Origin of the sequence: Streptomyces sp. NPDC097617 (assembly GCF_044761485.1) — a bacterium.
In the GTDB taxonomy this organism is placed as follows: Bacteria; Actinomycetota; Actinomycetes; order Streptomycetales; family Streptomycetaceae; genus Streptomyces.
The window spans coordinates 35,099-58,543 of record NZ_JBIWCL010000004.1 but is presented as its reverse complement, the minus strand read 5'-3'; the positions used below and the strand labels follow the sequence as shown (position 1 = coordinate 58,543).

At 70.4% G+C, this 23,445-nt stretch carries 22 protein-coding genes and 1 pseudogene; 9 read left to right on the top strand and 14 right to left on the bottom strand.

All coding sequences use genetic code 11. The features are described from left to right. Positions 1–42: 42 nt before the first annotated feature. Together ACIQZO_RS08930 and ACIQZO_RS08925 are read left to right on the top strand one after the other, a co-directional pair. Positions 43–606, top strand: a complete 564-nt coding sequence (locus ACIQZO_RS08930; RefSeq protein ID WP_403622301.1) for a universal stress protein — start codon at positions 43–45, stop codon at positions 604–606. A gap of 100 nt (positions 607–706) precedes the next feature. Next, entirely contained in the window at positions 707–2,185 is a 1,479-nt protein-coding gene (locus ACIQZO_RS08925) for an AAA family ATPase (RefSeq protein ID WP_403623346.1), read from the top strand. 108 nt (positions 2,186–2,293) lie between these two features. Here the strand turns inward: ACIQZO_RS08925 and ACIQZO_RS08920 are convergent, their stop codons facing one another. Both ACIQZO_RS08920 and ACIQZO_RS08915 read right to left on the bottom strand, forming a co-directional pair. Next, the gene (locus ACIQZO_RS08920) at positions 2,294–2,650 is read right to left on the bottom strand and encodes a universal stress protein (protein WP_403622298.1); all 357 of its coding nucleotides are present in this window, start codon (positions 2,648–2,650) and stop codon (positions 2,294–2,296) included. A gap of 145 nt (positions 2,651–2,795) precedes the next feature. Beyond that, positions 2,796–3,257, bottom strand: coding sequence for a Crp/Fnr family transcriptional regulator (locus ACIQZO_RS08915; RefSeq protein WP_403622295.1), 462 nt, complete (start codon positions 3,255–3,257; stop codon positions 2,796–2,798). Positions 3,258–3,509: 252 nt separating this feature from the next. Here ACIQZO_RS08915 and ACIQZO_RS08910 point away from each other — a divergent pair. After that, positions 3,510–4,535: pseudogene (locus tag ACIQZO_RS08910) on the top strand (PEP/pyruvate-binding domain-containing protein); the annotation flags it as partial. 743 nt (positions 4,536–5,278) lie between these two features. Here the strand turns inward: ACIQZO_RS08910 and ACIQZO_RS08905 are convergent. The 4 genes from ACIQZO_RS08905 to ACIQZO_RS08890 form a co-directional block, all read right to left on the bottom strand. After that, positions 5,279–5,749: a hypothetical protein gene (locus ACIQZO_RS08905; protein ID WP_403622292.1), complete on the bottom strand. Its 471-nt coding sequence runs from the start codon at positions 5,747–5,749 to the stop codon at positions 5,279–5,281. A gap of 15 nt (positions 5,750–5,764) precedes the next feature. Further along, positions 5,765–6,475: a response regulator gene (locus tag ACIQZO_RS08900; protein ID WP_403622289.1), complete on the bottom strand. Its 711-nt coding sequence runs from the start codon at positions 6,473–6,475 to the stop codon at positions 5,765–5,767. Between the two features lie 114 nt (positions 6,476–6,589). Next, on the bottom strand, positions 6,590–7,234 hold the full coding sequence (locus ACIQZO_RS08895; RefSeq protein WP_403622286.1) for a CBS domain-containing protein: 645 nt from the start codon (positions 7,232–7,234) through the stop codon (positions 6,590–6,592). 137 nt (positions 7,235–7,371) lie between these two features. After that, positions 7,372–9,966, bottom strand: a complete 2,595-nt coding sequence (locus tag ACIQZO_RS08890; RefSeq protein WP_403623343.1) for a phosphoketolase — start codon at positions 9,964–9,966, stop codon at positions 7,372–7,374. Between the two features lie 19 nt (positions 9,967–9,985). Here ACIQZO_RS08890 and ACIQZO_RS08885 point away from each other — a divergent pair, with 19 nt between their 5' ends. After that, entirely contained in the window at positions 9,986–10,858 is an 873-nt protein-coding gene (locus ACIQZO_RS08885; protein WP_403622283.1) for a universal stress protein, read from the top strand. A gap of 69 nt (positions 10,859–10,927) precedes the next feature. On the opposite strand, the gene ACIQZO_RS08880 is transcribed toward ACIQZO_RS08885, so the two are convergent. Further along, positions 10,928–11,635 carry a response regulator gene (locus tag ACIQZO_RS08880; protein WP_403622280.1) on the bottom strand — a complete coding sequence of 236 codons (708 nt, stop codon included), beginning with the start codon at positions 11,633–11,635 and terminating at the stop codon, positions 10,928–10,930. Positions 11,636–11,900: 265 nt separating this feature from the next. Here ACIQZO_RS08880 and ACIQZO_RS08875 point away from each other — a divergent pair, with 265 nt between their 5' ends. After that, positions 11,901–12,227, top strand: a complete 327-nt coding sequence (locus ACIQZO_RS08875; RefSeq protein ID WP_403622277.1) for an STAS domain-containing protein — start codon at positions 11,901–11,903, stop codon at positions 12,225–12,227. Positions 12,228–12,355: 128 nt separating this feature from the next. Then, a complete protein-coding gene (locus tag ACIQZO_RS08870) occupies positions 12,356–12,844 on the top strand; it encodes a pyridoxamine 5'-phosphate oxidase family protein (protein WP_403622273.1) in 489 nt (162 codons plus the stop codon). A 48-nt stretch (positions 12,845–12,892) separates the two neighbouring features. On the opposite strand, the gene ACIQZO_RS08865 is transcribed toward ACIQZO_RS08870, so the two are convergent. From ACIQZO_RS08865 to ACIQZO_RS08835, 7 genes are all read right to left on the bottom strand, one after another. Further along, a complete protein-coding gene (locus tag ACIQZO_RS08865; protein ID WP_403622269.1) occupies positions 12,893–14,581 on the bottom strand; it encodes a GAF domain-containing protein in 1,689 nt (562 codons plus the stop codon). A gap of 228 nt (positions 14,582–14,809) precedes the next feature. Next, positions 14,810–15,001, bottom strand: a complete 192-nt coding sequence (locus ACIQZO_RS08860) for a hypothetical protein (RefSeq protein ID WP_403622266.1) — start codon at positions 14,999–15,001, stop codon at positions 14,810–14,812. Between the two features lie 209 nt (positions 15,002–15,210). Further along, positions 15,211–15,477 carry a metal-sensitive transcriptional regulator gene (locus tag ACIQZO_RS08855; RefSeq protein ID WP_403622264.1) on the bottom strand — a complete coding sequence of 89 codons (267 nt, stop codon included), beginning with the start codon at positions 15,475–15,477 and terminating at the stop codon, positions 15,211–15,213. 66 nt (positions 15,478–15,543) lie between these two features. After that, on the bottom strand, positions 15,544–16,116 hold the full coding sequence (locus ACIQZO_RS08850; RefSeq protein ID WP_403622261.1) for a rhodanese-like domain-containing protein: 573 nt from the start codon (positions 16,114–16,116) through the stop codon (positions 15,544–15,546). A gap of 110 nt (positions 16,117–16,226) precedes the next feature. Continuing rightward, positions 16,227–16,973: a sulfite exporter TauE/SafE family protein gene (locus ACIQZO_RS08845; RefSeq protein WP_403622258.1), complete on the bottom strand. Its 747-nt coding sequence runs from the start codon at positions 16,971–16,973 to the stop codon at positions 16,227–16,229. Further along, positions 16,970–17,329, bottom strand: a complete 360-nt coding sequence (locus ACIQZO_RS08840) for a rhodanese-like domain-containing protein (RefSeq protein WP_403622255.1) — start codon at positions 17,327–17,329, stop codon at positions 16,970–16,972. The genes ACIQZO_RS08845 and ACIQZO_RS08840 overlap by 4 nt, the downstream gene beginning before the upstream one ends. Before the next feature lie 45 nt (positions 17,330–17,374). Beyond that, positions 17,375–18,754, bottom strand: coding sequence for a rhodanese-like domain-containing protein (locus tag ACIQZO_RS08835; protein ID WP_403622250.1), 1,380 nt, complete (start codon positions 18,752–18,754; stop codon positions 17,375–17,377). Between the two features lie 782 nt (positions 18,755–19,536). Here ACIQZO_RS08835 and ACIQZO_RS08830 point away from each other — a divergent pair. The 3 genes from ACIQZO_RS08830 (at position 19,537) to ACIQZO_RS08820 (ending at position 23,386) form a co-directional block, all read left to right on the top strand. Next, the gene (locus ACIQZO_RS08830) at positions 19,537–20,343 is read left to right on the top strand and encodes an SDR family NAD(P)-dependent oxidoreductase (protein ID WP_403622247.1); all 807 of its coding nucleotides are present in this window, start codon (positions 19,537–19,539) and stop codon (positions 20,341–20,343) included. 133 nt (positions 20,344–20,476) lie between these two features. Then, positions 20,477–20,782, top strand: a complete 306-nt coding sequence (locus ACIQZO_RS08825; protein WP_403622245.1) for a GNAT family N-acetyltransferase — start codon at positions 20,477–20,479, stop codon at positions 20,780–20,782. 111 nt (positions 20,783–20,893) lie between these two features. After that, on the top strand, positions 20,894–23,386 hold the full coding sequence (locus tag ACIQZO_RS08820) for a DUF4118 domain-containing protein (RefSeq protein ID WP_403622242.1): 2,493 nt from the start codon (positions 20,894–20,896) through the stop codon (positions 23,384–23,386). Positions 23,387–23,445 lie beyond the last annotated feature (59 nt).

Sequence of the window (23,445 nt, the reverse complement as noted above, 5' to 3'; positions counted from 1 at the left end):
CTTCACTGTCCTGCGAGGCACGTACACACGAAGGAAGCCGCCATGGAGCCTGTGATCACCGTGGGCCTCGACGGATCATCCGAAAGCATGGCCGCGGCCCGTTGGGCCGCCGACGAAGCCGAGCGGCGCAAGCTGGCGCTGCGGCTGCTGCACGCGTGGCCGATGCTCGCGCCGGAGCCGCCCCGCGTCCCCGCGGAGATCGATCAGAACTACTGGGCGAAACGGCTCGTGCACAGTGCGCGAGCGGAGCTGCAAGCGCGCCACCCGGGCCTCTCCGTCGTCGGAAACCTTATTGCCGATGATGCCCAGGACGCGCTGCTGAAAGCGGCATCCGAGTCCGAGATGACCGTTCTCGGTTCGCGCGGGCTGGAGTCCGTCGAGAGCTCCCTGGAACCCTGGCGAGAGAAGTTCCCGGCTGTGGAGGTGACCGACAGCATCGGTGTCGAAAGCCCGGCCAAGACCGTCGTCCGGTCAGCCGAGGACGCCGGTCTGCTGGTCGTCGGCCGGCGAAGGCGGCGACCTGCCCTCGCGCCCCGGCTGGGCCCCGTGGCCCAGGCCGCCCTCCATCACGCGCGCTGCCCAGTCGCCGTGGTCCCGCATGACTGAGCCGAGCCGTCGGAAGGAGTCGGCGATGTTCGAACATCCGTCGGGCGAATCCGTGCCCCAGCCCGCCCGCGGCCGCCCAGAAGCCGTGCCGCGCGCCGAAGTGCGGGAGACCCACACCGCGGTGGTGCTCTTCATCGGAGACCGTGTCTACAAGCTGAAGAAGCCGGTGGACCTGGGGTTCCTGGACTTCACGACCGTCGCGGCCCGACGATCGGATTGCGTGCGGGAAGTCGCTCTCAACCGCCGCTTCGCCCCCGAAGTCTACCTGGGGGTGGGGGAGTTCCACGGCCCGGGCACGGACGACGAGTCGGAGCCCGTCGTAGTGATGCGCCGTATGCCGGCCGACCGCTGCCTCTCCCGGCTCGTACGAGAAGGGGTCGACGTCGGCGATGCCCTTCGCGCCGTCGCCCGGCAGCTCGCCGCTCGCCACGCGGACGCACCCCGCAGCCGGGAAGTGGACGAACAAGGCACACGGGACGCTCTGTCGTCGCGCTGGGAAGCCAGCTTCGCCCAGATCCGTGCGATGGTCGGTGACGGCGGCCTGCCCGACGGAGTGGCGGAGGTAGAACGGTTGGTGCGCCGCTATCTCGCCGGCCGTAGTCCGTTGTTCGACGCCCGCATCGAGCAAGGGCGCGTGGTCGACGGCCACGGAGACCTGCTCGCCGACGACATCTTCTGTCTCGATGACGGGCCCCGCGTCCTGGACTGCCTGGAGTTCGACGACCGGCTTCGCTCCGTCGACGGCCTCGACGACGCCGCCTTCCTCGCCATGGACATGGAACAGCTCGGTGCTCCCGAGGCCGCGGCGTACTTCCTCGCCCAGTACAGCGAGTACTCCGGAGACCCCGCACCCCCGTCCCTGCGACACCACTACGTCGCCTACCGCGCGTTCGTCCGCGCCAAGGTCTCCTTGATCCAGGCGCAGCAGGGCACGCCCGGCGCGGAGGCGGCGGCCCGACGGCTGGTCTCGGCGGCATTGCGTCATCTGCGGACCTCCTCCGTCTGCTTGACACTCGTCGGCGGCCTGCCGGGCAGCGGGAAGTCCACCCTCTCCGGTGCGCTGGCCGATCGGCTGGGCGTCACGCTGCTCAGCAGCGACCGCCTCCGCAAGGAGCTGGCGGGCATTGCGGCGGAGGAGCCCGCGGCGGCCGCCTATGGAGAGGGCATCTACTCGCCCGAGTGGACCGCCAGAACCTACGCCACCCTGCTCGACCGCGCGGCCTCCCTGCTCTCCGCGGGCGAGTCCGTCGTCCTGGACGCCACCTGGTCCGACGCGGAACAGCGGGAGGCCGCACAGCGGTTGGCCGGGCGCACCAGCACCGACCTGGTGGCTCTGCACTGCCGAGTTCCGGGAGACGTGTCAGCGGCACGACTGGACACCCGCGCTCCCGGAGCATCCGACGCCGACCTCGACATCGCCACAGCCATGGCGGCCAAGGAGCCGCTCTGGACAGAGGCGGTTCCGATCGACACCAGCGGGCCTCTGGAATCCGCAGTCGTCCAGGCGCTGGCAGCGGTACGACCGTGGGGCACCAGCCAGGCCCCCGTCTTCCGGCGCCCCTACATGGAGCCGGACTGAGCCCCTCGCGAGGAGGCTCCGGCCCAGGTTCTGCGATGGGGTCCGCGCTGGATGACAACGGACCTGCGCGGGTGGGTGGAGCGAAGTTGCCTTGGAATGCGGCCGGCCTCAATCGTGGGCGACGACCGCAACGGATGTCCACCCCGACCACGACCGGTCCCCCGACCACGACCGGTCCGTGATCGCGAACACCATCGGGCGGGGTCCCCGTGCCGCCGACGGACCGCACGAGCACCACAGGCCGCTCCGTCTCGGCGACGACACCCGTCCCGACGGCTCCGACGAGAAACCCCAGCGTTCGTGTTCCTCCATGGTGGTGGCGGAGAGGGGCGGGTTCTCCAGCCATTCCGTGGCATGGACGAGGTCCAGTGAGGCTTCCCGCAGCTCGGCCTCGCGGCCTGCCCATACGGCGGCGGCGGTGCTTTCGGGCGTCCCGTCCAGGCCGACGGTGATGCGGTGCGACACGACGTCCGACTCCTTCCGGTCGGGTCCTGGCACTCCTTGTAGAACACATTGAGCAGGTCGCTGCGGTTGCCGACGCCCTCGATCGTGCCGACGCTGTCGACGGTGGGCAATCGCGGGGCGTGCGGTGAACGGTCACACGAGGGGGTCAGAGGGTGCTGCCGCTGCCGTGGGGTGCATAGAGGTCGAGCAGGCGTGTCCGGGCTGCCTGCAGTCTGTGGGCCAGTACCTGAACCACCCAGCCTCCGACGGCGGAGCCGAAGGCCGGATCGGTGTCCATGAGCATCCGTACGGTGGCTGCGTCGAACTGGTAGGCGCGTACAGGAGTCATGGCCTCGGCGCCCAGGTGCCAACGGTGCGGACTGGCCATCCATGACCAGCCGACCAGTTCTCCGGAGCCGAGGCTCTCGACGACCGCGGCCTGCCGCCCGGGGACGTGCAGGTCCAGCGTGATGACGCCGGACTTCACGATCCAGAACCGGTCGGCCAGACCACCCTCGTTGAACAGGCGTGTGCCTTCCGCGAAGTTCACCTCTTGGGCGTGCTCCATGAGGCGGGCACGGTACTCCAGGGGCAGGACGGAGATCTGGGTTGCGGGACGCGTGCGCATGATTGCCTCCCTTCGTGTCCGTTTCTCAGTCTGTTGCGCGGTCCGTCACCTGGGGAGGGCCGAGCGGTCCCGGGGCTGACCCATTCGGCCCACGCCCGGAACCGGTGGGCCCTGATGCGAGGAAGCATCAACAGCGAAGATGGGAAAGGAAACGGCCCGGACGGACGCGGTCCCAGTCGCCTGCCGGGCGCGGCCCCGCCGTACGTTCGGGATGTCCGGATGTGGGGCGCACCGGGAGAGATGGGCACGCTGATGAAGCGGTATGTGTACGACTTCACCGAAGGCAGCCTGGACATGGCCGGGCTCCTCGGCGGCAAGGGCGCCGGCCTGGCGGAGATGACCCGGATGGGACTCCCAGTACCGCCGGGCTTCACCATTACGACCGAGGCGTGCCGCGTCTTCATGGCGACGGGTGCGCCGCCGGAGGAACTGCAGGGGCAGATCGCGCACCACCTCGCGGCCCTGGAACGCACGACGGGTAAGCGTCTCGGTCAGGTGGACGACCCGTTGCTGCTCTCCGTACGCGCGGGCGTGGGGCTGCCCGGGATGACGGACACGATTCTCGACGTGGGCCTGAATGACCTTGCCGTCCTGGGCCTGGGCAAGACGCCCGAGCGCGAACGGTTCGCCTGGGACTCCTACCGACGTCTGGTTCGCATGTTCGGCAGCACGCTCATGGGAGTGGACGACTCGCTTTTCGAGGACATCATCGGCCGGATCGAACGCCAGCACGCCGTCGCCGACGACAGCCGCCTGGACACCGTCGACCTGATCCGAGTCGTCGAGTCGTTCAAGGACCTGATCGCGGAACGGGTCGGCGAGGAATTTCCCCAGGATCCGGTCGAGCAGCTGCGCAGGGCCATCTTGGCCGTCTTCACGGCATGGAAGGGGGAACCGGGACGCGTCCACCGGTACCGGGAGCACATCCCCGACGATCTCGGCACGGCGGTCACCGTCCAGGTGATGGTCTTCGGCAACCTCGGATCCGACTCCGGCAGCGGGATCGCCTTCATCCGAGATCCTGCCACGGGACGGTCCCATGTCCATGGCGCATACCTGCCCAACGCCCAGGGCGAGGACGTCGTGGCGGGAATCCGCGACACCGTGCCGCTCACACGGCTGGCAGAGCTGGACCCAGTCTCGTACGCACGGCTGCGCGACTGCACGGCTCGTCTGGAAGCCAAGCACCCGAGCCTGTACGGCATCGAGTTCACCATCGAGCGCGGCACGTTGTGGATGCTGGAGGCCCAGGTCGGCAGGCGGGCGGCGGAGGCCGCTTCACCATCGCCGATCGGATGGCCGTCGGCGAGGGGTTGAACTGGCCCGAAGGCTGCGGCCGTCATCAGGTCCAGGCGGCGGCAGACCCGGCCGACCCGCCAGGTGTGGCACCGCGCGACTGCGCTCATGGCCAGGCCGGCTCCGCCGTCAGGCCGTGCTCTCCTGCGCGCCGGTGCCTGGCCCCGGCCGTGAGGATGCGCGCACGCGGACGACGATTTCGCCCCGCCGGCGAAGTGGTTGCCGGGGCGTACAGTGGGCAGGGCGGGCCGGGTGAAGTGCCGGCCACCCGTATGAGCATGCCTCCCGGACGAAGGTCACGCCCGTCCGGTGCACGCGCGGCCGATTGGTTTGTGGCTGAGCACCCTGGGTCGTGCCCGGAGAACTCCGGAGAGCACACCCGACTTCCGTGCGAGTGCTGAGCGGGGGTGATCGCGGACCTTTCGGTCCTTGTGAGTTCCGCCGATCAGTGCTGTGCTGAAGATGACGGAAAGAGCCCTGAACGGATGCGGAGAAGCGGCTGACGGCCGTGCACCGCACAATCAGGTTCCGCGAGAAGCGGGCGGGCTCTTTCCGCCCGGGGGACCGGGACGGTTTTCGAGGACGCTCCGGGCGATGGGCCGAGCACGCCGGCCACCCGACCAAAGCCACAGCCTTGTGTGTCGGTCTGCTCGAAGGGAACCCGTTCGCTCGACCGTCTCCGTGCCGGTCCAGCGGGGCGCCCTGGGTTCCTGGTCGGACCTTCGTCAGACCGTCGGGTGCTGGAGACCGTCGATGAGGAAGTTGTCGAGTCGGACCCGGTACCAGACGTCCTTGGCCGTGCCGTCCTCGAAGGTTTCCGTCACTACGACCTTCTCATGGGTCTCGGTGGCGCTCTGGCTGGCCAGCGACCAGCTCTTGGGGGCGTCCTTCGCGCGGAAGACCGGGTCGGCCTGGTTCTGCTCGGTCCACGTCGCGAGAGCGGCGTCGAGTTCGGGGGTGAGGTACTCCCCCCGGACGGTGATCGTGTTCTTGCCCTCGGAGTGCTGCTGCATGGCCGCGTCGTGGTACTCCTGGGTGAAGGGCTCGACCTGCCTCTCCGCCCTGGTCAGCCTCAGGACGGCAGAGCCTGCCGGCTGCTGGTGGCCGTGTGCCCGCGCGGGCAGCGCCAGCAGGGGAGGCCCTGCCAGCAGCACCGCCGCACAGGCACCGATACCGCGTAGAGCGAGCTGTCGCATTGAGATCGCGGAAGGCTATGGCCTGGGCGGTGTCGTATCACCTTCGTGCCCGTGGTCGTGGACCTGTGCGGCGATTACGGCCGCCTGTACCCGCCGTTCGACTCCCAGTTTGCCCAGCAGCCGGGAGATGTGGTTCTTGACGGTCTTCTCCGAGAGGTAGAGCCGCTTGGCGATCTGGCGGTTGGTGAGGCCGTCGCCGATCAGTTCGAGGACGGCCCGTTCGCGCTCGGAGAGGGCGGCCAGGCGGGTGTCCTCGGGCGCCTTCGTGGCCTCCGGGTGGCGCAGGGAGCGCATCAGGCGGGCGGTCGTGGCGGGGTCGAGCATGGATTGCCCCGTGGCGACGGTTCGTACGGCCGACACCAGGTCGGAGCCCTTGATCTGCTTCAGGACGTATCCGGCGGCGCCTGCCATGATCGCGTCCAGCAGGGCGTCCTCGTCGTCGAACGACGTCAGCATCAGGCAGGCCAGGTCCGGCATGCGGGAGCGCAGTTCCCGGCAGACCGTGATGCCGTCACCGTCGGGCAGCCGGACGTCGAGGACGGCGACGTCCGGCCGAAGCGCCGGTCCCCGGGCCAGGGCCTGGTCCGCCGTGCCCGCCTCGCCCACGACGGTGATGTCCGCCTCGGCTTCGAGCAGGTCCCGCAGCCCGCGCCGGACCACCTCGTGATCGTCGAGGAGGAACACCTTGATGGAGGCCTCCGCGGAGGCGCTCGCTGCGTCGGACATGGTCGCCGCCTGATCCGGATGACGCTGCATATGCTTCCCCCGGAATTGTCTCAGGAGGGGGCCGGTCGCACCCGTCAAGCCGACCATGGCGCCCTCCGCAGCCGTGGGCCGGACCTACACAGGAGCCGACACGGCCCCGTCGAGCTCCATCCGGACATCGACGACTCCTTCGACGGCGTGGATCGCCCGGGCCAGAAGGGGAACCAGAGCCCGGTCCCGCAGCGGTCCCCGGAGTACGACGACGCCGTCCTGTACGGAGAAGTCCGCGGCCGTCCCCGGCGCGAGTTCGGCGAGCACGGCCCGACGGATCTCCTCCTCCAGCTCCTCGTCGGGACGCAGGAACACCTTCAGGAGGTCGCTGCGGCTGACGACGCCCTCCAGCATGCCGACCTCGTTCACCACGGGCAGGCGCTTGACGTGCTTGCGGGCCATGATGCGGGCGGCCTCGGCAAGGGTGGCGGCGGGGTGGACGGTGACCGCCGGGCTCGACATGAGGTCCTCGGCGAGCACGGCCGCGGCCTTGGAGGCTTCTTCCAGCTGATCCGGCAGTACGGGCTCCTCCCGGCGGAATTCCTCCTTGGGCAGGAGGTCCGCTTCGGAGACGAGTCCGACGACACGGCCCTCGCCTTCGAGGACGGGGACCGCGCTGACTTTCCATTCGTGCATCAGTTCGACTATTTCCTTGTAGGACGCCTCACGGCCGATGGCTATGGCGGTGTGCGTCATGACGTCGCTGACGGTGTAGCGGGATGCGGGCATGACCGGCCTCCTTCTTCGACCTCTTCAGTTTCGGCACCCGGGCGTCCGCCTCGGCAGGGACCAGTGGGCCAGGGCGGGGACCGACCGGCCCATGGCCTGCCGTGTGCTGTCCACCGTGAGGGCTGTGCGGAGTGTGATCAGTACGGCCAGGACCAGCCCGCCACTTCCGGAAGGTCGATGCCGTGCTCGCGGATCCAGCCGTGGTGGCGGATGCGCTGGTCGGCCATGGCCTGGCGCAGTCCTTCGGCGCGGCTCGCGAGGCCGGGGACGCGGTCGATGACGTCCATGACGAGCCGGTAGCGGTCCATGTCGTTGCGCACGACCATGTCGAAGGGGGTGGTCGTGGTGCCGGACTCCTTGTAGCCGCGCACGTGCAGCCGGGGGTGGCCGGTCCGGCGGTAGGCGAGGCGGTGGATGAGCCACGGGTAGCCGTGGTAGGCGAAGATCACCGGCCTGTCGGTGGTGAAGAGCGCGTCGTACTCGGCGTCCGTCATGCCGTGGGGGTGTTCCTCGCGGGGCATCAGCCGGGCGATGTCGACCACGTTCACGACGCGGACGGCCAGCGAGGGGAGGTGCTCGCGGAGCAGGGCCGCTGCGGCCAGCACCTCCATGGTGGGCACGTCGCCGGCGCAGGCGAGTACGACGTCCGGTTCGCGGGAGCCGTGGTCGGTGCCGGCCCACTCCCAGACCCCGGCGCCGCGCGCCACGTGGGTGCGGGCCTCGTCGATCGGCAGCCAGTCGAAGCAGGGCTGTTTGCCGGCGACGATCACGTTGACCTGATCGCGGCTGCGCAGGGCGTGATCGGCCACGGCGAGCAGGGTGTTGGCGTCCGGCGGCAGGTAGACCCGCACGACCTCGGGGCTTTTGTTGAGGATGTGGTCGACGAACCCGGGGTCCTGGTGGGAGAAGCCGTTGTTGTCCTGGCGCCAGACGTGTGAGGTGAGCAGGTAGTTGAGGGAGGCGACCGGCGCCCGCCAGGACAGCTCGCGCGCGGCCTTGAGCCACTTGATGTGCTGGCCGGCCATGGAGCCGACGATGTGCGCGAAGGCCTCGTAGGTGGAGAAGAGGCCGTGGCGGCCGGTGAGGAGGTAGCCCTCCAGCCAGCCCTGGCAGACGTGTTCGGACAGGATCTCCATGACCCGGCCGTCGCGGGACAGGTTCCGGTCCGTGGCCTCCGTGATGCCCTGCCAGGCCTTGCCGGTGGCCTCGTACAGGTCGTCCAGCCGGTTGGAGGCGGTCTCGTCCGGTCCGACGACCCTGAAGTCCCGCCGCCCGGCCGTCTCCCGCATGACCTGGGTGAGGAAGTGCCCGAGGACGCGCGTCGGTTCGTGGAGGGTGCGGCCGGGCTTGTCGACGGTGACGGCGTGCGCGTCGAGCGCGGGCAGCGGCAGTGGCCGCAGCAGACGGCCTCCGTTCGCGTACGGGACCGCGCCGAGGCGGCGCTCGCTTTCCGGGACGCAGGCCAGGACCTGCGCCGTCGGGCGGCCGTCTGCGTCGAAGAGTTCGTCCGGCCGGTACGAGCGCAGCCAGTCCTCCAGCTGCTTCAGGTGCGCGGGGTCCTCGCGCACCCCGGCGAGCGGAACCTGGTGCGCCCGCCACGTGCCCTCGACCGGGTCGCCGTCGACGGTCGCCGGGCCGGTCCACCCCTTGGGGGTGCGCAGGACGATCATTGGCCAGTGTGCGTACTCCCGTCCCGGATCGGTAGCCGCCTCGCGCGCCTCCCGCTGGATGAGGGCGATGCGGTCCAGGGCGTGGTCCATCGCGCGGGCCATGGCCTGATGCACCAGGGTGGGGTCGCTGCCGCTCACGTACAGCGGGTCGTGGCCGTAGCCGCGCAGCAGCGCGTCGAGCTCGTCCTCGGGGATCCGGGACAGCACCGTCGGGTTGGCGATCTTGTAGCCGTTCAGGTGCAGGATCGGCAGGACCGCGCCGTCGTGGACCGGGTCGAGGAACTTGTTCGAATGCCAGGACGCAGCCAGCGGCCCCGTTTCCGCCTCGCCGTCGCCGATGACACAGGCGACCAGCAGGCCGGGGTGGTCGAATGCGGCTCCGTAGGCGTGGGAGAGGGCGTATCCCAGCTCGCCGCCCTCGTGGATGGAGCCGGGTGTCTCCGGCGCCACGTGGCTCGGCACTCCGCCGGGGAAGGAGAACTGCCGGAACAGTCCGGCCATGCCGTCGGCGTCGCGGCTCACGTCCGGATAGGTCTCGCTGTACGTGCCCTCCAGCCAGGAGTTGGCCAGGACGGCGGGACCTCCGTGCCCGGGTCCCCAAACGCACAGGACCTCCAGGGAACGCTCCCTGATCACGCGGTTGAGGTGGGTGTACACCAGGTTGAGGCCGGGCGAGGTGCCCCAGTGCCCCAGCAGCCGGGGCTTGATGTGCGCCGGCCGCAGCGGTTCCGTCAGCAGGGGATTGCCCATGAGGTAGATCTGGCCGACCGCCAGGTAGTTCGCGGCCCGCCAGTGGGCGTCCAGCTCCGAGATCGAATACGCGGTCAACACGGTCATGTCCGCTCCTGCCTGTGAGGTCCGGGACGTTGCGTCGACTGAGCCGATGCCTACAACCCTGCATTCGGGCGAGGTCGGGCGGGCAGGGGAGGACCGGCCCTCAACAAGGGACCGTTGGCCCTTCTCCGCCCCTGCCCGGCGCGGCGAAGGTGAATCCCGGTGGCGCCGGCCCTTCCCCCGGCCGACGCCACCCGTTCCGGCCAACGACCCCGATGCCTTGGGCATCAGTACGGAGGACAGAACTGTGAAGCGCACCCTCGTCGTCGGAGTGGACGGTTCCCCCGAGAGCCGGGCAGCGGCCGACTGGGCGGCTCAGGAAGCCGTGCGCCGCGACTTGCACGTCCACGTGGTCCACGCCTGGCTGTGGCAGCCGCTCACCGTCCCGGTCGTTCAGGACCGGGACGCGGTCGCCCGCCGGGTCCAGGAGATCATCGAGGAGACGGAGGCCGAGCTGACCCGTCGCCACCCGAGGCTTTCGCTCTCCGCGGAAGTGGTGCCGGACGTCCCCGTGCCGGCCCTGCTGCGGGCCGCCAAGGGCGCGGAGATGCTGGTGCTGGGCAGCCGCGGGCACGGCGCCCTGGCCGGCTTCCTGCTGGGCTCCTACGGGCAACAGCTGACCGGCTCCGCCGAGTGCCCGGTCGTCTGCGTCCGCGCACGCCACGGCAGCCCGGTGACCGGGCCCGATGAGGGGGAGGTGGTCGTGGGCCAGCAGGGCGGTGCCGAGGAGTCCGCCGAGGTGCTGCGCTTCGCCTTCGAGGCGGCTGCCGCACGCAGGGTCCCGCTCCGGGCGGTCCGGGCCTGGAACGTCCCTCCGGTCTACGCCTACAGCCTCGGCTCGGTGTGGATCGCCGAGCAGTTCGGCGGGCTGGAGCAGTTCGAGAAGGCCGCTCTGGAGCAGGCGCTGGAGCCGTGGCGGCTGAGGTATCCCGAGGTCGAGGTCGTCGCGCACGTGGAGCAGGGGAGCGCCGGCCGCGTGCTGCTGTCCGCCGCGTCGGACGCCCAGCTGCTCGTCGTCGGCCGGCGGGTCCGCTCGGCGGTGGGCACGCGGATCGGTTCGGTGGCCCACGCCGTGCTCCACCACGCGGCCTGCCCCGTCGCCGTCGTCCCGCACCACTGAACCGACGGCGCGCTCACGGAAAGGCTGGGCAGGCGATGTGACCCGCCCGGCCCGTACCGCTGACGGCTCCTACTGCGAGGCCGGGAGCGGGTGTCGGCCGGGCGGTGTCAGGGCGTGACTGGCGATCACCGCGGCCTGGACGCGGCGCTCCACTCCGAGCTTGATGAAGAGCCGCGAGATGATGTTCTTCACGGTCTTCTCCGCGAGGTACAGCCGCTTGCCGATCTCCCGGTTGGTGAGGCCCTCACTGACCATGAGGAGGATCTCCTTCTCCCGGTCGGTGAAGCCGGGAAGCCCCGGTACCTGAACCTCCTTCGGCACGTCACCGCGCATGCGTGCCATCAACCGCGTGGTGGCCCCGGGGTCGAGCATCGACTGGCCGGACGCCACCGTCCGGACGGCGGTCACCAGGTCGGTGCCGGTGATCTGCTTCAGAACGTACCCGGAGGCCCCTGCCATCACGGCGTCCAGCAGTGCCTCCTCGTCGTCGAACGACGTGAGCATCAGGCAGGCCAGCTCCGGCATCCGCGAACGCAGCTCCCGGCACACGCTGACCCCGTCACCGTCCTGGAGCCGTACGTCCAGGACCGCGACCCGGGGGCGCAGTGCGGGGATACGGATGAGTGCCTGTTCCGCCGTGCCCGCTTCGCCGACCACGGTGAGATCGGGCTCGGCGTCCAGCAGGTCGTGTACCCCTCGGCGCACGACTTCGTGGTCGTCGAGCAGGAAGACGCTGATGGGCTCCGCCACGGGGGAGGGGGCACCGCTGCCGGTCATGAAGCGACTCCTTCGCCTGGGTCCGTCCTGGACGCACGAAACACAGGCATCCTGCCTGCCGTGAGGGTCGGCCGGCCAGGGCCGATCGGCCCTCACGGGGCCGGTGCCCGGAGCGGCAGGTGCGACTCGGCCCCGCGAAGAAGGGACCTTCGGCCCTGTTTGAAGGGCCTGCCGGGCCTTCCCGCGCGCGCACGGCACCGGATGGACTGAGGGCGCACACGGATCGGCGCGACTCCACGGAGCCGCACGCAGCGCGGAGGACTCCATGACGACCGCCTTGATCGACCTGAAGACCGTGACACACGACGACCGCGGCCTGAGAATCGCCCTGGCCGGCGAACTCGACTGCTACACCTCGGAACAAGTGGGGCCGAGCCTCTGCGAACTCGCCGCATCCGACTACCCGAACGTGGTGCTGGACCTGTGCGACCTCTCCTTCTGCGACACCGCGGGCATCGACCTCCTCCTCCTTCTGAACCGCCGCTGCCGTGCGTCCGGCACGAGGCTCCTGCTCTGCGACGTGCCGCTTCTGGTGATCAAGTCCATGCGGGTGCTCGGTGCCGACCGAGAGCTGCAGTTCGTCGTCTCGTGACCGCGGAGCTGTCCGGATCCGAATGCGGGAAGGGGGCCGTTCGGCCCTGCTCCTGCCAGTGGACCAGGAGGGAAGCCGGGAAGACGCACGCCGGAAAGACCGAGCAGGGCCGGACGAAGGTACACATCATGGATCAGGAAGGCACAGGGCGACCCGCTCGCCGGACCGGTGCCCAGGCCGCCGCCCGGCACATGCGAGAACTGGACCGGGACGAAGCCCTGAGACTTCTCGCCACGGTTTCACTGGGACGCATCGTTTTCACCCAGCAGGCGCTGCCCGCCGTACGGCCGGTGAACCATCTCGTCGACGGCGAGGACGTCATCATCCGAATTCACGAAGGCGGGGCCCTGGCCGCTCTGGCGGCACCCGTGGACGCTCCCGGTGTGGTGGTGGCCTACGAGGCGGATGCCATCGACCCCGTTACGTACCTCGGCTGGAGCGTCGTCGTCACCGGCTACGCATGCCCGGTGACCGATGCGGCGGAGGCGGACCGCTATGCGTCCCTGCTGCGCCCCTGGGTGGGACAGCCCATGACCGCAGCCCTGCGGATCCGCCCCGACCTCGTCACCGGATTCCGGCTGGAGGCGGACCGTGCTGTGCGGTTCGCGTCGCATTGAGGAGGCGCGGGTAGGGGGCTGCCGCCCGAATCGACCGTCCTGAGAACGTCAGCTTCCAGTGGGTAGGGGCGCACGCCACACGAGGAGGCTGCCCCCGTCCTGAGGGATGTCGAAGGTGAAGCCACCGCCCAGCTCCTGTGCTCGATCAGCTGCGTTGCGCAATCCGCTCCGACGACCTTGGGCCGGGATGCCCTTGCCGTTGTCCGAGACGGTCAGAACGATCTCGCCCTGCCCGGCCTTGAGGCTCACGCTGACGCGGGTCGCCTGTGCGTGGCGGGCGGCGTTGCTGAGGAGCTCGCCCAGTACCGCCATCACGTGGTCGGCGATCTGCGGCGGTACATCGGTGTCGAGCAGCCCCTCCATGCTCAGGCGCGGCGGATGGCCGAGGGTGGTCGCCGCGTCGCCGACGGCGCGGGCGGCGCGTGCGCGCAGACCGGGTTCGCTCTCGCGGTCCTTGGTGCGGAGCCCGAAGATCGTCGATCGGATGATCTTGATGGTCTCGTCCAGGTCGTCGACCGCCCGGCCCACCCGCTCGGCAGCCCCTTCGTGCTCGACGAGCCGGGCGGCACTCTGCAAGGTCATCCCGGTGGCGAAGAGCCGCTGGATGGCCAGGTCGTGCAGGTCGCGGGCGATCCGGTCGCGCTCCTCCAGCAGGGCTATCTGCTCGGCGTCCCGGCGCCGCTCCGCCAGCTCCAGAGCGAGTGCGGCCTGCCCTGCGAAGGCGACGAGCGGCTCCAGCTCGCCCTCGCCGAACACGGGATCTCCCGCCGGGCGCGCGAGCAGCAGGACGCCCCGGCTCTCCCCGCCCGCCGTGCCCAACGGGACGGCCACGGCAGGCCCCAGCCCGTGCCGCCCCGGCATCTCGGCCTCGGCCGGGTAGTGCTCGTCCTTCGGGGTCAGCACGGCCGTGACGGGCCTGCCGGCCCGGTGTGCGGCTCCGGAGAGCGTGCCGGCGAAGGGGACGACGAGGCCCTGCCGCGAGGCTCGGTCCGCGCCGGCCGCGAACTCCACGACCAGGCCGTCGACGCCGGCCACCGGCATGGAGATGTCCGCGAGCCGCGCGGCGGTGATCTCCTGGGCCCGGCGGGCGATGAGCTCCAGCACAGCCGGTCGCGAACTCCCGGACAGCAGGCTCTCGGTGATCTCCGCGTTGGCCTTGAGCCAGCGCTGCTGGCGCTGCGAGCCCTCGTAGAGCCGCGCGTTGTCGATCGCCACGCCCGCCGCCACCGAGAGGGTCGAGATCACCGTCTCGTCCTCGGTGTCGAAGTCGACTCCGCCCCGCTTGTCGGTCAGGTAGAGGTTGCCGAACACCTCGTCGCGGACCCGGATCGGCACGCCCAGGAAGGTACGCATGGGCGGGTGATGAGCCGGAAAGCCGTAGGACGAGGAGTGCGCGCCGAGATCGGTGAGGCGCAGGGGCTCCGGGTGGTGGATGACCTCCCCGAGCAGGCCGTGGCCGGCCGGTAGGGGACCGATCTCGGTGATCTCCCCTTTCGCGAGCCCGACGGTCAGGAACTGGGCGAGCGTGCGGCCGTCGGGGCCGATCACTCCCAGTGCCCCGTACTCGGCGTCCACGAGCAGCGCGGCCGCCTCCACGATCCGCCGGAGCACCTGGGCGAGATCCAGCTCCCGCCCCACCGACACCACGGCCTCCAGGAGGCTGTGTACCCGGTCGCGGGTGCCGCGCGCGGCGTCGATGCGCACCTGGAGCTCGTCCAGCAGCTCGTCCAGCCGCATCCTCGGTACCTGCGTCAACGGATCCCCCACACCCACGCGCTTCCCTTCCGCAGACCGCCCGACGGCCCGGTCCGCGGCCAGCGTATCGACACGCCCAGGCTCGAAGGGAGCGCACCGCCAACCTGGTGCGGAGCGCGATCGAGGTCCTGGCATTCGACAGCGCCGTCCCAGACCCGGATTCGGGTACCGCGAGGGGCCCGTCGCCTCTGTGCACGGGCCGAAGGTGTTCTACAGGCGGTAGGCGGCGAAGCCGGTGAGGAGGATTGCGGTGACGGCGATGCCAACCAGCCCGAACCAACCGCCGATCAGTGCGCATGCGGCTACGACGACGAAGGCGCTCAGCAGGAGTGCGGCGAACGCCCACGCCGACATTCCGCGGTCGTCGCTGTCTTGTGTTCGGTTCTTGCGGAGCTCGGTCACGGTGCCCACGCTATCGAGTGGGGCAGGCGGTTGCCGTCCCGGGGCGGACTCCTGTGCGGGTGGCGTGGCCTGGGCCACGCCTTGGCGCAGGTTCGCTCTGCGCGGGAGGCGTAAGGATCGTGTCGTGGCGGGGGTTCGGCGGCCGGCCGGCCGCGAATGACACCTGCCCGGGCCGCTGATGGTGGCCGGGCCGTCCGGGGGCAGTACTGTCAGGCCAGGGTGAGGAAGAGCTTTTCGAGTTCTTCCTCGGTCATCGGGGCCTGGTTCCCGTCGGCGTTGTTCATGCACTGGCGCATACCACTGGCGACGATTTTGAAGCCTGCGCGGTCCAGGGCCTTGGAGACGGCGGCGAGCTGGGTGACGACGTCCTTGCAGTCGCGGCCGGCCTCGATCATGGCGATGACGCCGGCGAGCTGTCCCTGGGCGCGCCGCAGGCGGTTGAGTACTGCACTGACTGCGTCGTCGTCGACTTTCACCGGTTGCCTCCTGGCCTTGTCTACTGACACCCCATAGTACCCCAGGGGGTATCTGAACCGGCGGGGTCAGGGAATCCGGAGCGCTGCGAGGGCGGCGTCGAGGTCGTCCGGGTGCGGCCGGTTGTGGGGGAGCTTGGCGAGCAAGGCAGCCATCCCGCAGGTGTTGGTGAGGGCGGAGAAGACCAGGCCGCCGGCGATGCCCGCGGAGGCGAGGCGGAAGGCGGGGCGCAGGCGGCCGAGGGTGAGACCGGCGAGGACGACGGCACCTGCGGCGAGGCGGACCTGGCGTTCCATGCTCCATGCCGTGAGGCGGGCACCATCGGGGTGGTGGAGGGTGTGGCCACCTGCCGTCCAGGCTGCGGTTCCGCCGGTGAGGGTGGCGGTGGTGACGCCGTGGGCGGCGAGGGTTCGGCAGGCGTTCTCGGAGCGGGCACCTGAGGCACAGACGACGAGTATGTCGGCGCGCTCGGCGGCGTGGCGGATGTCGGGAAGGGCCCGGTCCAGTTGATCCACGGGGATGTTGAGGGCGCCGGGCAGGTGGCCTGTGGCGTACTCGCCGGGAGTGCGGACGTCCAGGACGATCAGTTCGTTCAGGCGAGTGCGAGCCTGGACGGTGTCGATGTGGGGGATGGTCGTCATGTGCTTCTTCCTGGTCATCGTGTCGATCGGAGGCGCCCGGAAATGGGCACCGCGTTGCCTCAGGGGGCATCGGCGGGATGCTGTCGGAGCGCGTCGCGCTCCGAATTCGTTCAGTGGACGGCGTCGATGAGCATGAGGGCGGCGACGGCCAGGAGCACGATCGCGAAGATCCGCTGAAGGGTGGGGCCGGAGACTTTGACGGCGAGGCGTTTGCCGTCCCAGGCGCCGAGGATCGCGGCGGCGGTGAAGGGGGCGATGACCGTCCACTGCAGAGGCGTACCGGCGTGGGCGCGGGCGGTCAGCGCGGCGAGGGAGTTGACGGTGATGATCAGGAGGCTGGTCCCGACCGCAGCGCGCATGCGCAGGCCGAGGACGGACACGAGCGCGGGGACGGCGAGGAAACCGCCGCCCACGCCGAGGAAGCCCGTCACGGCGCCGAGTCCGGCGCCCGCCCCGGCAACCCGCGCCGGTCTGATCGTGAGGGACTGCTGGTCGGGGTCGGAGGGCTTGAGCATCCTGACGGCGGCGAGGGCCGCTATCGCGGCGAACGCGGCGGTCAGGACCGCATCGGGCAGCCGGGCGGAGAGCGCCGCCGCAGCGATCGCGGGCAGGATCCCGGCGGCCGCGACAAGAGCACCGGTTTTCCAGCGGACGTTGCCCGAGACGGCGTGGGTGAAGAGGGCGGTGGCGGAGGTAGCTGTGACGATGAGCAGCGAGGCGGTGGTTGCGGCCGCCGGAGTGAAGCCCAGAAGGTAGATCAGGGCGGGGACGGCCAGGACGCTGCCACCGCCGCCGAGCGCTCCGAGGGCCAGGCCGATGACGGCCCCGGCGGTGAGGGCGAGGAGGACGGCACTCACGCTATCCGGCCGCTGTTTCCGCATTCGTCCACCACGGGCAGCCCGGCCGCCGTCCAAGCGCTCATTCCCCCCTTGACATCAACTGCTTCGACTCCGTGTCCGGCCAGGAGCTTGGCGGCCTGCTGGGAGCGGTGTCCGGAGCGGCAGATCACCAACATCAGCCGCCCCTGGGCATCGGCGGGCAGCCCGGTGCCGGTGACCAGCCGGGAGAGCGGGACATGGACGGCACCGGGGGCGTGCCCGGCGGTCCATTCGGCTTGCTCGCGCACGTCGAGGAGCATGGCGCCTTGGGCGGCGACGCGCTCGTGGGCTTGGTCAGGGGTGACGCGGGTGGTGCCGCGACGGAAGAGGGACATGGCTATTCCTTTCAGTTTCACCGGGTGAGCAAAGGCGGTCGTGGTTCAACCGCTGGTGCTGGAGCCGGCATTGGCCGTGATGGACAGGCCGGCTTCGGAGGCGGCGTCGAAGGAGTCGTCGACGGCGACGACGTCGCGTCCGGCGGCGTCCAGCAGGGAGGCGGCGATGCCCGCGCGCATCCCGCCGGCGCAGTGCACCCACACCGTCCCAGCCGGTACCTCGGCCAGGCGCCGGTGCAGCTGGTGGATGGGGATGTGCACGGAGCCCGCGATCCAGCCCTCGGCGCGTTCGGAGTCGCGGCGTACGTCCAGGACCACGTCCGGGCCGGGGGCCTGAGCGGCGAGGTCGGCGAAGGTGGCGCGGGGGAAGGAGCGCGGGGTGTGTCCACCGGGTATCCAGTCGCGGACGGTGCCGGTGGCGGCTGCGGCCGGGCGGTCGATGCCCACGCGAGCCAGTTCGCGCTGGGCGGCGGCGAGCTGGGCGGGTGACTCGGCGAGGAGGGTGACGGGCTTGCCCCAAGGGATCATCCAGGCGAGGTAAGTGGCGATCTTCCCGTCGGCCTCGAAGTTGAACGATCCCGCGACGTGCCCTTCGGCGAACGCGATCCGGTTGCGCAGGTCCACCACCCACTCGCCGGCGGACAGGCGTTCCGCGATGTCGGCGGCGTCGGCCAGCGGGGGCGCGGTCAGGTCCAGCTGGTGAGGGCCGGCCGAGTTGGCGGGGCCCATGTGGGCGTAGTAGGCGGGCACGTCCTCCAGCCCTGCCAGTAGCGCGGCGACGAAGGAGTCGACGTCTTTGACCAGGGCGTCGTTCCCCGCCCTCTCCTTGCCGATGGTGGTCGCATCGCCCTCGGACTGGGAGGACGAGCAGAAGCTGCCGAATCCGTGGGTGGGCAGTACCGGAGTCTCGTCGGGAAGCTCAGCGGCCAGACGGTGGGCAGAGGCGTGCTGTGCACGGGCCAGCTGCTCGGTCAATCGCGGCTCGACCAGATCGGGGCGCCCCACCGAGCCGATCAGCAGCGACCCGCCGGTGAACACGGCGGCCACCGCGCCCCGCTCTTCCAGGACATAGGAGGTGTGGTGCGGGGTGTGACCGGGGGTGGCCATCGCTCGCAGGGTGATGCCCTCGTCCACGCTCACCGTGCCACCGTCCCTGATCGGCGTCCGGGTGAAGGACACACGGGCGTCGGCGGGTATCAGGTAGACGGCGCCGGTGATGCGGACCAGGTCAAGCCCGCCGGTGACGTAGTCGTTGTGGACATGGGTCTCCACCACGTGGGAAATCCGCACCCCACGGCTCGAGGCCGCCGCGAGCACCCGGTCGATGTCGCGGGGCGGGTCCACCACCACTGCGGTGTGGGCGCCGCCCGCCAGGTAGCTGCGGTTTCCGAGACCTTCGGTCTCGATGGTGTCGATGAAGAACACGAGGTTGCTCCCTTCGGTCGGAATTTACCCCCGGGGGTATATTTCGAGACTAGCACGAGTACCCCAGGGGGTATTTTTGGCGAGAGAAGAAACCGACCTCCGCAGGGTCGCTGACCGTCTCCCGGCTGCTCACTCACCCGTGCAGGGAGGCAGGACGGCAGGAGGTGACTCCGGCCACCGAGATTTCCAGGGGGGCGTCCTGTCCAGCGCCCGTAGTGCGTCTCCTGACGGACATGTTCCTCGGCTACGGTGCGTCGGGATCGACAACCGGTACAGCCTCGGACCACTGCGGCGGCCGCAGCCGTGTACAGCCGCTGACGATGGAGGCCAATGCCAGCGCGGCGAGTGGCTCCTGGATCAAGGACCTCACGCGAGCCACCCACTGATCACGACCCAATACGCGCCCTAGGGCTTCGGCGCCGGCTGGCGGAATTCCGCTGAGGAACGGCCTGCACCCCCGCTGTGTGGTTCGGCGGCCGGGGTGCAGGACCAGCTGCCCCCTGCCGGACCGAAATCCATCAATGCTGCATCAAGGGGTTGTCAGAGCCCTTGAGAGCTCAGACGCAAGCCAGTTGGATGGATGACGTGAACACCGGCTCGCGCTACGACGACCGGCCGCCGAATCCGGTGGCGCCGGGGAAGCACCCTGTTCACCTGCCTCTGAGCTAGCGCCCGTTGGGCCGAAGGGTGGACTTCCCCGGGGCCCGCAATCAACTCCACCGCATGGCTGTGGTCCGGCCTCCAGGGCCTCGCGCCGCCATGCCCTTCTTCAGGAACCACTCATGCCTTCCTTCCTGTCCGGCCGGACCGTCATGGTCACCGGCGCCACCACCGGCATCGGCTACGAGACCGCCCGCCTGCTCGCCGAATCCGGCGCCACCGTGCTGTTGCACGGCCGCACCCCGCAGGAGGCCCGGGCAGCGGTCGCCCGGCTCATCGCCACCGCGGACGTCGACGCCGAGCTCCTGCGCCCGTGCGCGGCGGACTTCGCGCATCTTGACGAGGTGGAGCGGCTCGCCAACCGTGTCGTCGCCGGGCACCCGCACCTCGATGTCCTGGTCAACAACGCCGCCGTGGCCGCCCCCGAGCACCGCACGGTCACCCATGACGGCAACGAGCTCTCCTTCCAGGTCAACTTCCTCGCCCACTACCTGCTGACGAACCTGCTCGAACCGGTGCTCACCACCGACCCGGGCGGCCGGGTCGTCAACGTCTCCTCCTCGATGCACCGCTCCGCGTCCATCTCGTGGAACGACCCCAACCGCACCCGCCGGTACTCGCGCCTCGCGGCCTACGCCCAGTCGCAGCTCGCACTCACCGTCTTCGCCGCGGATCCACGCGTCAGCGCGGTGTCCGTCGACCCGGGCGTCTGCGAGACCGCACTGAGGCCGCTCTACGGGCACGAGGGCGCCACGCCCGCCGAGGGCGCCGCACACGTCGCGCGGCTCTGCGACCCGGCACTGGAGATCGTCAACGGCGCCTACTACGACCGGAGCACGCGAAGGGACTCGGCCCGCGGAGCGACCGAGGAGCGCACGATCAAGCGGCTGAACAAGCTCGCCGAGCTGCTCGTCGGCCACTCCGCCTGAACGGAGTCACCCAGAACAATCGCGGCCGCAAGGCCGGCCGGCGCTGACGCTCACGGCGCTGGTTCCCGCGGGGGCGGCCCACCGTCCAGGGCCGCCCCCGCCCCTCTTCCCTTGAACCGAGGCGGCATCCGTCGTGATCGAGCTCCTGCCCTCCAACATCCCCGCTCTCGCCCGCTGGTTCCCCGGCGGGGCCGCAGGCGTCGCCGCCCTGGCCGATCCCGGCCATCGCAGGCAGCACCTCGCGCTCGCCTGCGTCACCGCCCTGTGCGCGGACATCGCCTCCCGGGGCCGGACGCCGAGCTGGACCTGCTCGCGCGACAACCGCCCCAGCCGCCTCCTCGCCTGGTCGGCGGGATTCCGCCTCACCCGTGAATACGTCCACTACGCCACCGGCACGGCGCGCCGTCAGACACTGTGCAGGCAGGCGAAGGCCGCGTGACCGCACGTGCCTGAAGACCGGGCGGTAACGAGGCGGAGCGCGCGAGTGGTCTGATGGGCGCACCATGGAAGGAGCAGGCGAGTGGTGTGAGGACCGGGCAGGAGCCCGCTCATGGCGCGTGGACGATTGCGGATCTACCTCGGTGCCGCCCCGGGTGTGGGGAAGACGTACGCCATGCTCGAAGAGGGGCAGCGGCTGGCCGCGGTGGGCGCTGATGTGATCGTCGGCTTCGTGGAGCCGCACGGACGACGGCCCACCGCCGCCCTTGCCGAGGGGCTGGAGACGATTGCCCGGCGCACCATGGAATACCGTGGGGCGGCCTTCACCGAAATGGACCTGGACGGGGTGCTGGCCCGCCGCCCGCAGGTCGCCCTGGTCGATGAACTCGCCCACACCAACGTGCCCGGCTCCCGCCACGCCAAGCGATGGCAGGACGTCGAGGAACTCCTGGACGCGCAGATCGACGTCGTCACCACCCTCAACGTCCAGCACCTGGACTCCCTGGGAGACGTGGTCCGGCAGATCACCGGCGTCCCGCAACGGGAAGCCCTGCCCGACGAAGTGGCGCGCCGTGCGGACCAGATTGAGCTGGTCGACCTGCCGCCCGAACTGCTGCGCCGGCGCATGCTGCACGGCGAGATCTACCCCGCGGAGCGCATCGAGGCCGCCCTCACCCACTACTTCCGCATCGGCAACCTCACCGCTCTGCGAGAACTTGCCCTGCTGTGGCTCGCCGACCGGGTCGAGGAGGGTCTGCAGCGCTATCGTGCCGAGCACGGCATCACCACTCCGTGGGAGACACGCGAGCGCATCATGGTCGCTCTCACCGGTGGTGCGGAGGGCGGCACCTTGATCCGCCGTGCCGCCCGTGTCACGGCCCGCGTCCCCGGCAGTGAGCTGCTGGCACTGCACGTCGTACCGAGCGACGGCCTCACCCACGGGGATCAGGCCACCCTCGCCGCCCAGCGTGAGCTGGTGGAGTCTCTGGGCGGGAGCTACCACCAGACCACGGGTGACGACGTCCCAGAGTCGCTGCTCCAGTTCGCGGAGGCCGAGAACGTCACGCAGATCGTGCTCGGCGCGAGCCGCCGCGGCAGGCTCTCCACGTTCCTCCGCGGCGGCGTCGGACACAGGACGATCCGGCGCTCCGGCCCCATCGACGTGCTCGTCGTGACCCATGAGCACGCCTCCGGGGCGGACTCCGCCCTACGGCTGCCGCACCCGAGCCGTGCCACCGGACCGCGCCGCTTCTGGACGGCGATCGCGCTCGCGACGGTCACGCTGCCGGCCATGACGCTCCTGCTGGTCCTCCTGGGCGAGCACGTGGACCTCGCCCTCGCCCTGGTGCTCTTCCTGCTGGCCGTCGTCGTGATCGCCCTGGTCGGCGGGCTCGTCCCCGCGCTGTTCGCCGCGCTCGTCGCGGGACTGCTCGCCGACTACTACTTCGCCGCGCCGGTGCACTCGTTGCGCGTCGAGCGCTTCGCCGACGTCCTCGCGCTGGTGGTGTACGTCGTCACGGCCGTCGTCGTCGGCACCGCCGCGAGCACGGCTGCGCGCCGCACGTACCAGGCCGTCCGGGCGAGCGCCGAAGCCCGGGCACTGAGCCGACTGGCCACGGCCATGATGCACGGTCGGGATCTGCCCGAGTTGCTCGAACAGGTACGGGAGGACTTCGGCCTGGAGGCGGTGAGTCTGCTGGAGAGGGACAGCGGGCATGCCGCCGAGCCCCACTGGTTCGTCGTCGCGAGTACCGGCACGGACGCGCCGGAACGACCGTACGAAGCCGACGTCGAAAGCCCCGTCGGCGACAACCTCACACTCGCCGCACGAGGACATCCGCTGAGCGGCGATGATCAGCGTGTCCTGGGAGCGTGCGCCGCCCAGCTGGGCATGGCGTACTCACACAGCCGGCTCGCTGCCCACGACGCCGAAACGGGCCTGCGCGCCACAGCCGAGCACACCCGGGCCTCGATCCTCCTCACCGCGAGCCGAGACCTGCGGGATCCGCTCCGTGCCGCCGACGGAGCGCTCGGCAGCCTGCCCGCCCGCGGCGACGCGGAGGAGACCCGTCTCCTGGACCATGTCCGATCGTCGGTGCGACGGGGCTTGCAGCTGGTAGAGGATCTGGACGAGCTCAGCCGCCTGCACGCCGGAGCGCTCGACCTGTACCTGCGCCCGGTCGACCTGGACGAGCTGCTGACCGCCGTACTCGACGCTCTCGGCCCCGGTGGCCACACGATCCGCTGCGTCCTACCGGAGCAGCTGCCGGATGTGATCGCCGACGCGGCCGTCCTCACACGGGTGATGACCGCGCTGGCAGCCGAGGCCCAGCGGCACAGCCCGACGGAACTCAGTGCGCTGCTGACGGCCGAGGCCCGGTCCGGCCAGGTGGAGATCCGGGTGACGGACGGGACCGACGAAGGACCCCGAGGCTCCGAGCGTGAGACGCGTCCGAGCCGGGTCGCTGCCGACAGCCTGACTCTGCGGATGTCCCGCGACCTCACGGAAACCATGGGAGGCACCCTCGAAACTGTGGCCGTCGGCCCCGGGTTCGTTGTGAAGCTCACCCTTCCGGCAGCGGCCCCCCGAAGAGGCGGTCACTGACCAGCGGAGGGCGTTGACCTGCGGACATCGACTGTGAGTTGTCCTAGCAGGCCGAAAAG